At 62.2% G+C, this 13,288-nt stretch carries 14 protein-coding genes; 3 read left to right on the forward strand and 11 right to left on the reverse strand.

Annotation, left to right across the window (positions count from 1 at the left end):
- Positions 1-33: 33 nt before the first annotated feature.
- Positions 34-486, reverse strand: coding sequence for an Lrp/AsnC family transcriptional regulator (locus ACF8FB_RS24350; protein WP_003256079.1), 453 nt, complete (start codon positions 484-486; stop codon positions 34-36).
- 111 nt (positions 487-597) lie between these two features.
- Here ACF8FB_RS24350 and ACF8FB_RS24355 point away from each other — a divergent pair, with 111 nt between their 5' ends.
- On the forward strand, positions 598-1,212 hold the full coding sequence (locus ACF8FB_RS24355) for a LysE family translocator (protein ID WP_010954494.1): 615 nt from the start codon (positions 598-600) through the stop codon (positions 1,210-1,212).
- A gap of 66 nt (positions 1,213-1,278) precedes the next feature.
- Entirely contained in the window at positions 1,279-1,911 is a 633-nt protein-coding gene (locus tag ACF8FB_RS24360) for a LysE family translocator (RefSeq protein ID WP_392512215.1), read from the forward strand.
- A 22-nt stretch (positions 1,912-1,933) separates the two neighbouring features.
- Here ACF8FB_RS24360 and ACF8FB_RS24365 read toward each other — a convergent pair whose 3' ends face one another.
- From ACF8FB_RS24365 to ACF8FB_RS24410, 10 genes are all read right to left on the reverse strand, one after another.
- Entirely contained in the window at positions 1,934-4,117 is a 2,184-nt protein-coding gene (locus ACF8FB_RS24365) for an ATP-binding protein (RefSeq protein ID WP_392512217.1), read from the reverse strand.
- Between the two features lie 151 nt (positions 4,118-4,268).
- Complete coding sequence (locus tag ACF8FB_RS24370; protein ID WP_010954491.1) at positions 4,269-4,832, reverse strand: NUDIX hydrolase; 564 nt, start codon at positions 4,830-4,832, stop codon at positions 4,269-4,271.
- A 2-nt stretch (positions 4,833-4,834) separates the two neighbouring features.
- Positions 4,835-5,587, reverse strand: a complete 753-nt coding sequence (locus tag ACF8FB_RS24375; protein ID WP_010954490.1) for a GntR family transcriptional regulator — start codon at positions 5,585-5,587, stop codon at positions 4,835-4,837.
- 88 nt (positions 5,588-5,675) lie between these two features.
- Positions 5,676-6,065 carry a carboxymuconolactone decarboxylase family protein gene (locus tag ACF8FB_RS24380; protein WP_003256073.1) on the reverse strand — a complete coding sequence of 130 codons (390 nt, stop codon included), beginning with the start codon at positions 6,063-6,065 and terminating at the stop codon, positions 5,676-5,678.
- Between the two features lie 134 nt (positions 6,066-6,199).
- Positions 6,200-6,685: a flavin reductase family protein gene (locus tag ACF8FB_RS24385; RefSeq protein WP_010954489.1), complete on the reverse strand. Its 486-nt coding sequence runs from the start codon at positions 6,683-6,685 to the stop codon at positions 6,200-6,202.
- Positions 6,686-6,697: 12 nt separating this feature from the next.
- On the reverse strand, positions 6,698-8,179 hold the full coding sequence (locus ACF8FB_RS24390; protein WP_064493006.1) for an aldehyde dehydrogenase: 1,482 nt from the start codon (positions 8,177-8,179) through the stop codon (positions 6,698-6,700).
- Positions 8,176-9,009 carry an alpha/beta fold hydrolase gene (locus ACF8FB_RS24395; RefSeq protein WP_020193431.1) on the reverse strand — a complete coding sequence of 278 codons (834 nt, stop codon included), beginning with the start codon at positions 9,007-9,009 and terminating at the stop codon, positions 8,176-8,178. Before ACF8FB_RS24395 ends, ACF8FB_RS24390 begins: the two co-directional genes overlap by 4 nt.
- A gap of 68 nt (positions 9,010-9,077) precedes the next feature.
- On the reverse strand, positions 9,078-9,674 hold the full coding sequence (locus tag ACF8FB_RS24400; protein ID WP_003256068.1) for an amino acid synthesis family protein: 597 nt from the start codon (positions 9,672-9,674) through the stop codon (positions 9,078-9,080).
- Positions 9,675-9,937: 263 nt separating this feature from the next.
- The gene (locus ACF8FB_RS24405; protein ID WP_392512220.1) at positions 9,938-10,978 is read right to left on the reverse strand and encodes an LLM class flavin-dependent oxidoreductase; all 1,041 of its coding nucleotides are present in this window, start codon (positions 10,976-10,978) and stop codon (positions 9,938-9,940) included.
- An 80-nt stretch (positions 10,979-11,058) separates the two neighbouring features.
- Entirely contained in the window at positions 11,059-11,544 is a 486-nt protein-coding gene (locus ACF8FB_RS24410) for a flavin reductase family protein (RefSeq protein WP_003256061.1), read from the reverse strand.
- 316 nt (positions 11,545-11,860) lie between these two features.
- Between ACF8FB_RS24410 and ACF8FB_RS24415 the strand changes: the two genes are divergently transcribed.
- A complete protein-coding gene (locus tag ACF8FB_RS24415; RefSeq protein WP_010954483.1) occupies positions 11,861-13,264 on the forward strand; it encodes a cytosine permease in 1,404 nt (467 codons plus the stop codon).
- Positions 13,265-13,288: the final 24 nt, after the last annotated feature.

The raw sequence follows: 13,288 nt of genomic DNA on the forward strand, positions 1-13,288 counted from the left end.
TACCCGCGAAGGGGCCGGCACAAGAGGAAACAGCTACATGGGGAGCAACCGATCCTGGATCACTTCCTTCATCACCAAGGTCGAGCTCAAGCGTTTCACATTGGGAATACTGGTCAGATGCTCGTCATACAGCTTCTGAAACGCCGGCAGGTCCTTGGCGACCACATGCAGCAGGTAATCCGGGTCGCCAAACAGCCGCTGCGCTTCGACAATCTGCGGGATCTGCGCCAGTGCCGTTTCAAAGTCCGCCACCGGCTGGCGGGTTACCTCGCGTAGCGTCACGAATACCAGCGCGGCAAAGTTCAGCCCAAGGGCGCTCGGTGCCAGCCGTGCGTGATAGCCCAGAATGGCTCCGGACTCTTCCAGTGCCTTCAAGCGCCGATGGCAGGGTGACAGGCTGAGCCCTACGCGGTCGGCCAGTTCGGTTACCGACAGGCGCCCGTCTTTTTGCAGCTCGGCAAGGATTTTTCGATCAGTTCTATCCATTGGGAAGAATCTTCCAATTCAGGAATGCCATGGGGAAATATACGAAAGAATATCCCCGAGCGAAATCCGTAATCTTTCGACATCCCAATGCAGTAGATAAGGAAGATTCAAGTGGCTATCAGTGTGCTGACGGCGTTCTGGGCTGTGTCGATGCTGTTCGTGATTACCCCCGGTGCAGACTGGGCCTATGCCATCTCGGCCGGCATGCGTGGGCGCTGGGTGATGCCAGCGGTGGCGGGGATGTTGTCAGGGCATTTCCTGGCCACGCTGGTGGTGGCGGCCGGGGTCGGCAGTTTGCTGGCAGGTCACCCGTTGGCGCTGACTTTGCTGACCCTGGCGGGGTGCACTTATTTGCTGTGGCTGGGCGGTAATCTGTTGCTCAGCCCGGCATTGCCGGCGGCCGGGCAGGGCGGCGCGGGGGAGTCGGGCTCACGCTGGGCGTTGAAGGGGTTTTGCGTCAGCGGCCTGAACCCCAAGGTATTCCTGCTGTTCCTGGCCCTGCTGCCGCAGTTCACCGACCCGCAGTCGAGCTGGCCTGTGCCCTTGCAGATCTTGTTGCTGGGGCTGGTCCACCTGTGCAGTTCGCTGGTGATCTACACGCTGGTCGGCTATGGCGCCAAAGCGGTGCTGAGCACCCGGCCGGGGGCGGCAAAGCTGGTCGGGCGGGTGTCGGGGATGGCGATGATTACCGTGGCCCTGGGCTTGATAGCCGGGCAAATGACCTGAATTTACCGGTTCAGAATGACTTCAGATACACTCGCTGCACCCTCATGCACAACCAGGAAGTGCCCCATGCCCGAAGCCACGCAACTGCTCACGTTCGCCCTGATTTGCCTCGGCATGGTCCTGACCCCAGGGCCGAACATGATCTACCTGATTTCCCGCTCGATCTGTCAGGGCCGCCAAGCCGGGTTGATTTCGCTTGGCGGTGTGGCTCTGGGCTTCGTCATCTACATGTTCTGCGCGGCAATGGGCATCACGGCGCTGGTGATGGCAGTACCCTTTGCCTACGACGCGCTGCGCATCGGTGGCGCGCTGTACCTGTTGTACCTGGCCTGGCAGGCGCTGCGGCCGGGTGGCCAATCGCCGTTCCAGCTCCGTGAACTGCCCGCCGACAGCCCGCGGCGGCTATTCACCATGGGGTTTGCCACCAGCCTGCTCAACCCCAAGATTGCCGTCATGTACCTGTCGCTCATGCCGCAATTCATCGAGCCGGGCCAGGGCAGCGTGCTGTTGCAGTCGCTGGTGCTGGGTTCGACGCAGATCGCCATCAGCGTTACGGTCAACGCGCTGATTGCGATCATGGCCGGTTCCATCGCCGTGTTCCTGGCTGGCAGGCCGCTGTGGCAACAGGTTCAGCGTTGGTTGATGGGAACGGTGCTGGCGGGGCTGGCGGTGCGCATGCTGGCAGAAGGGCGCCGTTGATCGCCTATTGCGATGCAAGGTATCAGTGGCCGAATACTTTGCCGAGTATCTGGCACACCTGTTCTGCCGAGTAGGGTTTGGCCAGGAAGGTGAACCCTTGGTGCCCGCCTTCGGCAATCGCCTCGCTATAGCCCGAAGTCAGGATCACCGGCAACTGCGGGCGCTGGCGGCGAAGTTCGCGGGCCAGTGCCAAGCCACCCATGCCGGGCATGACCACATCGGAAAACACTGCATCAAAATCACCTGCCGGGCCAGTCAACTGCGCCAGCGCTTCTTCTGCCGACCGTGCATAGCTGATTTGGTAGCCGTGGTCCTCGAGGAGCTGAGCTGTGAAACTGCCCAGGTCGGGATTGTCTTCTACCACCAGTATTCGTCGCCGCTCGCCCTCTACCTGTGGCTGGCTGCCGGCCGAGGCGTCTTCGGGCGCGGCTGCAGCTGGGGCCTCTTGCGGCAGATACAGGGTAAAGGTGGTGCCCTGGCCGGGGATGCTGTTCACCTGTACATCGCCCCCGGATTGCTTGGCGAAACCAAACACCTGCGACAACCCAAGCCCGGTACCTTCACCTGGGGCCTTGGTGGTGAAGAACGGGTCGAAGATGCGCTCCAGCAACTCGGTGGCAATACCGACTCCGTTGTCGCTCACCGATATCGCCGCGAACGGGCCTGGCTGTGAAGGCTGACCGCGCAAGGCCGGCAGGCACTGGTCGGCCTGCAGGCGCAGCTGCAAGGCACCTTCGCCAGCCATGGCATCGCGGCCGTTGAGCATCAGGTTGATTACCGCGGTTTCCAACTGGCTGAGGTCGGCGCGGATGTGGCAGGGCGCTTGCGGTAACTGCAGCTCGACCCGGATGCGCGCGCCAGTGACGGTGTCGAGCATGTCGGCCATGGCCTCCAGCCGAGGCCCGGCCTCAAACACCTGTGGGCTGAGGGCCTGGCGTCGGGCGAAGGCCAGTAGCTGACCGGTCAGTTTGGCACCACGGTCGACCGTGTCGGACATGGTCTTGAGGTAGCGCTCGCGGCGCTCCTCGGCCAGGTTGGGGCGCTGCAGGAAGTGCAGCGACGAGCGGATGATGGTCAGCAGGTTATTGAAGTCGTGGGCTACCCCGCCGGTCAGTTGGCCAATGGCTTCCAGCTTCTGGGCTTGGCGCAGCACGGCCTCGGTGTGCAGCAGCTGAGTGGTGCGTTCTTCGACGCGATGTTCCAAGGTGGTGTTGAGCGTTTCCAGGGCCGCCATCGCTTCGCGCACTTCGGCATGGGCCTGGGCCCGTTGTATGTGTGCCCAGCATCGCTCGGTCACTTCGCTGATCAGTGTTTGCTCGTAGTCGGTCCATGCCCGGGGTACGCGGTCGTGAATCGCCATCAGCGCGGTCAGCCTGCCACCCTTGATCAGTGGCATGCAGATGGTGGCCGTAATGCCGATGGCCTGATAAGTCGCCGCCTCGTCAGCGGCCAGTTCGCGCAGGTTGTCATTGATCACCAGGGCCAGGCCGCTGCGCAGGCGGCTGACAGCCAGGCGGCCGAAGTCATGCAGGTGATAGTGGCCCACCAGGCGTGGTGAACCGGGGGTCACCGCATCGCCGCAAATGGTGAAACCGTCCTCGTCGGGGTCCATCACCGCATAGGCGCAGCTGGACAGGCCAAGGTGCTCGACCAGCATGCGGGTGGTGATGGCCATGATCTGGTCCGGGTCGGTCGCCTCGGTCACGGCTCGCCCGAGGGTATCGAGAAAGTTCAGGCGCTGGTTGGTGACCACGCTGGCGGTGGTTTCGGTGACCGTGTCGAGCATGCCCAGAATCTCGCCATCATGGCCGCGAATCGGGCTGTAGCAGAAGGTGAAATAGGCCCGCTCCAAACCTCCGTTGCGGTCGATCATCAGCGGGAAGTCTTCGATGTACACCGCTTCACCGGCCAACGCACGGTCCGCCATGCTGCTGATTTCATCCCAGGCTTCGTGCCACACGTCGCGGAAGGGGATGCCCAAGGCCAGGGGCTTGCGACCGAGAATCGGCGTGAACGCATCGTTGTACAGGGTGATCAAGTCCGGGCCCCACAGCACGGCCTGCGGAAAGCGCGAGGCCAGGCACAGAGACATCGTGGTTTTCAGGGCGTCGGGCCAATGTTCCAGCGGGCCCAGGGGAGTGCTGGCCCAGTCGTGGTTGCGGATGCGTTCGGCCATTTGCCCGCCGCCGTCTAGCCATCTAGCCATGTGCTTTGCCGGTCCTCTTTCTCAAGGCCCTTAGGGTGCACCGAGAATAGACCGTTGGCGAGGGTTTTGTGAGGGGCTGTGCCACTGCACGAGCCTCTGCCACTGCGCGATACGGGGGAGTGCAGATTCACCCGCGAAGAGGCCGGACAGGCTAGCGCATGAAGTGCACTTTGCCGGTGTCATCATTGCCCATGTAAATGCCATACACCCCGGCCTGCCGCTCGAGGATGTAGCGTTCGAGAATTTGCCGGATGGCCGGGTAGTAGATTTCATCCCAAGGGATTTCATCCGGTTCGAAGAACTTGTACGCCAGCGTCTCCGGCCCATACTGCCCGGTCTCTTCGGTGACGATGGCACGGAAGATGATGTACACCTCGCTGATCTTTGGCACGCTGAAGATCGAATACGGCGAGACGATGTCTGCACGTACGCCGCTTTCTTCCCATACCTCGCGCAGCGCCGCCTGTTCGGTGGTTTCGCCAGCCTCCATGAACCCGGCAGGCAAGGTCCAGGTGCCGGGGCGAGGGGGGATGGCGCGCTGGCACAGCAGGTACTTTCCATCGCGCTCGATGATGCAGCCGGCGATGATCTTGGGGTTGATGTAATGGATGTAGCCGCAGCCGGTGCAATGCAGGCGTTCGTGGGTATCGCCTGTGGGAACGCCCCGGGCCAGTTCCTTGGTGCAATGCGGGCAGTAGCGCGGGGCATTGGGCATGATCAGCGACCTATGCGGGGTTCCTTCAGGGCCAAGGGTTCGACAATGTCGCGCACCTTGGCGTTGTCATCCTGCTTCTGGCGCAGGTAGTCCAGGGCCACCTTGGCGGCGGCGCGGACGTGGTCGACCGAGGCCTGATGGGCCACCAGCGGGTCGCCGCCCTTGATGGCCTCGACGATCTTTTCCATTTCGCGGTTGCTGGCGCCGCGGCGGTTTTCCTGCGATACCGAGGTGGCGCGCAGGTAGCTGATGCGTGCTTGCAACTGGCGCAGCTGCTGGGCCGCCACCTGGTTGCCGGAGCCTTCCAGCAGCACATCGTAGAAACCTTGTACCGAATCCAGCACCTGTTGCAACTCGCCTTCTTCCAGTGCTTCGCGGTTCACTTCCAGCGCGCGTTCCAGCGCACGGATGTCCTTGGCCTTGGCGTTGAGGGTGAACAGTTGCACGATCAGGCCTTCGAGCACACAGCGCAGCTCATAGATGTCACGTGCGTCTTCCAGGGTGATGATGGCCACGCGCGGGCCTTTGGCGTCGGCGAACTCGACCAGGCCTTCGGACTCCAGGTGACGCAGCGCTTCACGTACCGAAGTGCGGCTGACGCCGAGGCGGTCGCACAGGTCGCGCTCGACCAGGCGGTCGCCGGGCAACAGGTGAAAGTTCATGATTGCGGTGCGCAGCTTGTCGAGCACGATTTCGCGCAGAGTAACGGGGTTGCGGTTGACCTTGAAGCTGTCGTCGAGTGGCTGGCGTTTCATCAGGTGCGCTCTTTATGAGGCTGTTGCGCCAACATCGCGGAATGCCCCGAACCGAGGCTTTCCATGCAGTGGTTCGAACAGCCCGTTGTTAACGGGTTGGCTCCGCATCGGCTTCGGCAAACGCTTCACGGGCCAGGCGGAAACTGTCCACCGCCGCGGGTACGCCGCAATAAATGCCGACCTGGAGCAGGATTTCGCGAATCTGTTCACGGCTCAGCCCATTGCGCAGGGCACCGCGAATGTGCAACTTGAGCTCGTGGGGCCTGTTGAGCGCGGAAATCATGGCCAAGTTTATCATGCTGCGCTCTTTCAGCGACAAGCCTTCGCGGCCCCAGACGTGACCCCAGCAATACTCGGTGACCAGCTCCTGCAACGGTTTGGTGAATTCATCTGCGTTCTGGATCGAGCGGTTGACGTAGTCCTCGCCCAGTACCTGGGTGCGGATTTTCAGGCCCTTTTCGTACTTTTCATTGCTCATGTGCAGTACTCCGGCATAAAAAAGGGGCCGCAACCGAGGGTGAGACGATTAGCGCGACCCCTGAAAACAGGGGCATCAATGTTGGCTTCTTCGCGGGCAAGCCCGCGAAGATGCCATCACCGACTCAAGATGTATCAGCCAAGTGGCGGCAGGGCGCCGAGCTTGCCCTTGTGGTACACCATCGGGGTCATCGGCTGCTCAGGCAACACCAGGTTCTTCACCGCGCCGACAATGATCGCGTGGTCACCGCCGTCGTACTCGCGCCACAATTCGCACTCGATGATCGCCGTGGCCTTGGCCAGCAGGGGGTTGCCCAGCTCGCTCAGGTGCCACTCGACGCCCTTGGCCTTGTCCTTGCCCTTGCCTGCGAAGGCATACGCCTCGGCGGTCTGGTCGGCAGACAGCAGGTGGATGGCGAACTGCTTGCTGTCGCGCAGGATCGGGTAGGTGTCGGAGGCGTAGTTGGGGCAGAACAGCACCAGCGCCGGGTCGATCGACAGCGCGCTGAATGCACTGGCGGTGATGCCGACGATGCCGCCGTCGGCGTCCAGGGTGGTCACTATCGTGACGCCGGATGGGAAGGAGCCCATCACGTCTTTGTAGATGCCGGGTTCGATCATCTCGTGTTCCTCCTAGCGCATCACGAACGGGTCGGGCATCGGCGCGGTGGACAAGTTGATCCACACGGTCTTCAGCTCGGTATAGGCCAGCACCGAATCGATGCCGCTCTCACGGCCGTAGCCGCTGTTCTTGAAACCACCTATCGGTGCCATGGCCGACACGGCACGGTAGGTGTTGACCCAGATGATCCCCGAACGCACGTCGCGGGCCAGGCGGTGGGCGCGGCCCAGATCGCGCGTCCAGATGCCGGCAGCCAGGCCGAATTGCGAGTCGTTGGCCATGGCCAGGGCTTCTTCTTCGGTCTTGAAGCGGATCACCGCGGCGACCGGGCCGAACACTTCTTCCTGCATGATGGTCATCGCGTTGCTGTCGCACTCGAACAGGGTCGGCTCGTAGAACCAGCCGTCACCTTCAACGTCGGCACGCTTTCCGCCCATGTGCAGTTTTGCGCCTTCTGCCTTGGCTGCTGCCACCAGGCCTTCGACGACTGCCAGCTGTTGCGCGGTGGCCATCGGGCCCATTTCGCTGGCGTCGTCCTGCGGGTTGCCGATGCGGATGCGCTTGGCGCGGGCAATCAGGCGCTCGACGAACACGTCGAAGATTTCATCCTGCACCAGCAGGCGCGAACCGGCCACGCAGCTTTGCCCGGACGCGGCGTAGATGCCGGCCACGGCGCCATTGATGGCGCTGTCCAGGTCGGCGTCGGCGAAGATGATGTTCGGCGACTTGCCGCCCAGTTCCAGCGACAGCTTGGCGAAGTTTTCGGCACTGCTGCGCACCACGTGGCGGGCGGTGGCGGCACCGCCGGTGAAGGCGATCTTGCGCACCAGCGGGTGGCGGGTCAGCGCCGCGCCGGTGCTGGGGCCGTAGCCGGTGACCACGTTGACCACACCGGCCGGGAAGCCGGCCTCAAGGGCCAGTCGGGCCAGCTCGAGGATGGTTGCCGAGGCGTGCTCGGACGGTTTGAGCACGATGGTGTTGCCGGCAGCCAGGGCAGGGGCCAGCTTGATCGCGGTGAGGTACAGCGGGCTGTTCCACGGGATGATCCCGGCAACCACGCCGATCGGCTCGTGCACGGTGTAGGCGAACAGGTCGGGTTTGTCCAGCGGCAGGGTACCGCCTTCGAGCTTGTCGGCCAGGCCCGCAGTGTAATGGAAGAACTCCGGCAGATAGCCGACCTGGCCGCGGGTTTCGCGGATCAGCTTGCCGTTGTCACGGCTTTCCAGCTGGGCCAGGTGCTCCTTGTTCTCGGCAATCAGGTCACCCAGACGACGCAGCAGCTTGCCGCGCGCGGTGGCGGTAATGCTGCGCCACGCCTTGCTGTCGAAGGCACGCTGGGCGGCCTGAACGGCCAGCTCCACATCGGCTTCATCGGCGTCGGGCAGTTGCGCCCAGGCCTGGGCGGTGGCCGGGTTGAGGCTGTCGAAGGTCTTGCCGCTCTGGGCATCGCGCCATTGGCCGTCGATGCACATCTGGAAACGAACGAGGGTCATGCAACAATCCCCTTGGCGGATTCGGTGAGGGTGCGGGCTTGGGTGAGGAAGTCCAGCAGCATCTTGTTGACTTCACGCGGTGCTTCCACCGGCATCATATGCCGTTGCTCGGCGAGGACCACACTGCGTGCGCCAGGAATGCAGGCGGCGAGCTGGCGGGTCATGGCCGGGGTGGAGCCCGAGTCGAGTTCGCCGGTGGCGATCAGCGTCGGCACCTGGATACTGCCCAGGTCGTCGGCGCGGTACATGTCCTGGGTAGCGAACAGCGAATAAGTGGTGTGGTAGCCCTGCGGGTCGTTGCTCGCCAGTACCTGGCGAATGGCGGCGACCTGCGCGGGGTTGGCAGCCTTGTATTCACGGCTGAACCAGCGGTCCAGGGCAGCATCGACGTTGGCGTCTGGGCCCAGCTCCGCCGCTTGGGCAGCGCGGGCGATCACCCCGGCACTTTGCTCGGGGGTGCGGTTGAACACGCTGTTGAGCACGACCAGTGCAGCCAGGCGCTGCGGGTAATTGAGGGCGAATGCACGGGCAACCAGGCCGCCCATGGAGAAGCCGATCACGGTGGCTTGTGCAATTTGCAAGTGGTCAAGCAGTTCGGCGAGCTGGTCGGCATAGCCTTCCAGCGGTGTGTCGGCGGCCGGTACGCGGCTTTGACCGTGGCCGAGCATGTCGTAGGCGATGACGCGGTAGTCGTTGGCCAGGCCAACGAACTGACCGCCCCACATTTCCTTGTTCAGGCCCACGCCGTGGATCAGTACCACGGGTTGGCCCTGGCCGACATCCAGATAGCTGGTGCCGGCAGGTGTGCGTTCAGCGACAGGCTGAATCATGGAGGGCGCTCCTTGAAGGTCGGGCGCGGCGGGTAAGCACGCCACGCCCCGGCCCGTCTTGGTTGTTGTTATTGAGCGTTGGCTTTTTCGGCAGCCAGTTCTTCCAGGTCGATGTAACGGTTGCCGATGCGCGGGTGCAGGCGGCCGCCATCGGCTGCGCCCAGGACCACGACGATTTCATCGGCACGCGGGGCGTCTTCGATCTGCATTTCCAGGGTGATGTAGTGCGAACGCAGGCCTTCGTCGTCCTTCTGCATCATCGGGATCTGGATCGAAGTGCCTGGGCCGCCGCGCTTGTTGGTGAAGCTCAGGTAGCTCTTGGCCTGTACCGCCTCGCGGTAGTGGTTGCCGAAGCGCAGGGTATGGATCACGGCCGAGGCGTGCTCGATTTCGCCATCGGCGCCGACGACGGCGGCCTTACCGTAGGCCTCGATCTTGTCGGCGCCGCCAATGGCAGCAGTCAGGCGCTCGACCATCAGGGCACCCAGCTCCGAGCAGTTGGCGCGAATTTCCGGCTTCAGATCTTCAACGAAACCGCGACCGGCCCATGGGTTCTTGATCACGACGGCCAGGCCGACCATGGTCACCGGCTTGTCGGTGGCTTTGCCGCCTTCGATGCGGGTCTCTTCGGAGTAGGTGACGATCTTGCGGATTTCGAAACTCATGGATGGCTCCTGGTGAGGGTTATCAGCTCTTGTTGTCTGATGGTATACCATAATATTTGTTGTGCAAGAGGTGTCAGGAAATTTCTCTTGCCGGGGGACGAAAGGTGGCCTGATGCCTTGATTTCTCTGTTGTCTGTACTGGCCTCTTCGCGGGCTTGCCGCTCCCACAGGGACTGCACAGGTTTCAAAAAAAAGCCCGCTCACGCAGGCCGAAGGGGCCCACGGGAGCGGGCGCGTCCCGCAATGATTCAGGCAATGGGAATTCAGGCGAACGCCGGCACCACTTCCTTGATGAACAGTTCGAGCGACTTCTTCTTCTCGGCGTGGGGCAAGCTGTTGTCGCACCAGAAGCTGAACTCGTCGACGCCCAGTTCCTGGTAGTACTTGATGCGCGCGATGATTTCTTCCGGGGTGCCGATCATGGTGTTCTTGCGGATGTTCTCCAGCTGGAACGCCGGCACTTCGGCGAACTTCGACTCCGGGCTCGGCTCCAGGAAGCCATTCACCGGGGTCGTCTTGTTGCCGAACCAGGCATCGAAGGTGCGGTAGAAGCGCGAGATCGCCTGGGCACCGACCTTCCAGCCTTCCGGGTCGGACGGGCTGTGCACGTGGGTGTGGCGCAGCACCATCAGTTGCGGGCGCGGCACGTCCGGGTTGTTGTCCAGGGCGGCCTGGAACTTTTTCTTCAGGTCCAGCACTTCTTCGTCACCCTTCATCAGCGGGGTGACCATGACATTGCAACCATTGGCAACGGCGAAGTTGTGCGAGTCCGGGTCGCGGGCGGCGATCCACATGGGCGGCGTGGCGTTGAACGGCTTCGGTACGCTGGTGGAGGTCGGGAACTTGTAGACTTCACCGTCGTGGGCGTAGTCGCCTTCCCACAGCTTGCGCACCACCGGCACCATCTCGCGCAGCGCCTTGCCGCCGTCGGTGGCCGGCATGCCACCTGCCATGCGGTCGAACTCGAACTGGTAGGCACCGCGGGCCAGGCCCACTTCCATGCGGCCGTTGCTGATCACGTCGAGCAGGGCGCATTCGCCAGCGACGCGGATAGGGTTCCAGAACGGCGCAATGATGGTGCCGGCGCCCAGGCGGATCTTCTCGGTGCGCGCGGCCAGGTAGGCCAGCAGTGGCATCGGGCTTGGCGAAATGGTGTATTCCATGGCGTGGTGTTCGCCGATCCACACGGTGCTGAAACCGCCGTCTTCGGCCATCAGGGTCAGTTCGGTCAGGTCTTCGAACAGCTGGCGGTGGCTGACCTGTTCATCCCAACGTTCCATGTGTACGAACAACGAAAATTTCATGGGTTTTTCCTCAACGCTTGTTATTGCCCGTCAGTCAATCGGGCTTCAGTGTGGGAGCAGGCTGCGTCCAGCTGCAGGCTTCAGGCAAAGGCCGGCAGGCTGGCCATCTTGCCGCGGCAGTACACCATCGGCCGTGGCGCTTCGGCAGGGACGATCAGGTTGTGTACCTTGCCGACCATGATGGCGTGGTCGCCACCTTCATATTCACGCCACAGTTCGCATTCGATGACGGCGGTGGCACCGGCCAGGATCGGGTTGCCCAGTTCGCTCAGGGTCCACTCGATGCCGCTGGCCTTGTCCTTGCCCTTCTTGGCGAACGCGTAGGCTTCGGCCTGCTGTTCACCGGACAGCAGGTGAATGGCAAAGCGCTTCTGCTTGATCAGTACCGGGTAGGAGTCGGAGGTGTAGTTGGGGCAGAACAGCACCAGCGGCGGGTCCATCGACAGGGAGGAGAAGGCGCTGGCGGTCAGGCCGACGACCGAGCCGTCGTCGTCCTGGGTGGTGATGACGGTAACGCCGGACGGGAAGGAGCCCAGAACGTTCTTGTAGACAGTTGCGTCGATCATCGGGAGTACCTCTGAAGGGCTGCGGTGGTCCGCGGTTTTTATCGTAGATGTGTCTGATGGTATACCGTAATACCTATTTTGCAAGCGGAATTTTCAACCCTGCGTTTTCGCGATGAACGGCCCAAAGCCGCGAAAAACGTGGCCTTGAGCGGTGAGGCGGTTTGTCGCAGGGGTTTTGCAAGTGGATCAGTGGCCGTTTTTTCATGCGGATCAGTGTTGTCAAAAGTTTGGAATACCATAATATGGTCCGCAGCTGAGAGGCCGCCTTGATGCGGTTTCCTTACAAAGATAAAAACGACCTTTCGAGCTGAAAACCATGTCCCAACCGTCGTCGCAACACCAGTTTGTCGAGAATCACACGGTCGATTACGTTCCACCTGCCGAGCGCCATGGGAAGGCGCGCGACCTGTTCACCCTCTGGTTCAGTACCAACATCGCGCCACTGCCTATCGTGACCGGCGCCATGGTGGTCCAGGTGTTCCACCTGAACCTGTTGTGGGGCCTGATCGCCATCGTGCTGGGCCATCTGGTCGGGGGCGTGGTCATCGCCCTGGCCTCTGCACAGGGGCCGCAGCTGGGCATTCCGCAAATGGTGCAAAGCCGTGGCCAGTTTGGCCGCTACGGTGCCTTGCTGATCGTGTTCTTCACCGCGCTGATCTATGTCGGCTTCTTTATTTCCAACATTGTCCTGGCAGGCAAGACCATCCACGGCATCGCCCCGAGCGTGCCGATGCCTGGCGCGATCGTGATAGGCGCCCTGAGCGCTACTGCCATCGGCGTGATCGGCTATCGTTTCATCCACATTCTCAATCGCATCGGTACCTGGGTGATGGGTTCGGCTTTGCTGGCCGGTTTCATCATGATGTTCATCCAGGACCTGCCGGCAGACTTCTTCAGCCGCGGCGCATTCAACCTGTCGGGCTTTATCGCCACCGTGTCGCTGGGCACCATCTGGCAGATCAGCTTCTCGCCGTACACGTCAGACTATTCGCGCTATCTGCCGCGTGAAGTGGGCATTGCCAAACCGTTCTGGGCTACCTACCTGGGCGCCACCCTGGGCACCATCCTGTGCTTCAGCTTTGGTGCAGTGGCCGTGTTGTGCGTCCCGCAAGGCACCGACGCAATGGACGCGGTGAAGCAGGCTACCGGCTGGCTGGGCCCGATCCTGATGGTGCTGTTCCTGCTTAACATCATCAGCCACAACGCCCTCAACCTGTATGGCGCGGTGCTGTCGATCGTGACCGCAATCCAGACCTTCGTGGCCGAGTGGACGCCGAGCGTCAAGGTACGGGTGATTCTGGCCTCGGTCATTCTGGTGGGCTGCGGGATGGTGGCACTGAATGCCTCGGCGGACTTCATCGGCCAGTTCATCGGCCTGATCCTGGCGCTGCTGCTGGTGCTGGTGCCTTGGGCTTCGATCAACCTGATCGATTTCTACCTGATCAAGAAGGGCCAGTACGACATCGCCTCGATCTTCAGTGCAGACGGCGGCATCTATGGCCGCTTCAACCACCACGCGATCATTGCCTATGCCTGTGGCATCCTGGTGCAGCTGCCGTTTGCCAATACTTCGCTGTATGTGGGGCCGTACTCGAACATTGTCGAAGGGGCCGACCTGTCGTGGCTATTCGGCTTGCTGGTGACGGTGCCGCTGTATTACTGCCTGGCCACACGCGGGAAGGCGGTTAACAGTGCGCGGGTTATCAGCGTCAACGACTGACAACTGCAACATGGGGCTGCAAAG

This window comes from Pseudomonas sp. yb_2, from assembly GCF_043103905.1.
GTDB classification, from domain to species: Bacteria; Pseudomonadota; Gammaproteobacteria; order Pseudomonadales; family Pseudomonadaceae; genus Aquipseudomonas; species Aquipseudomonas alloputida.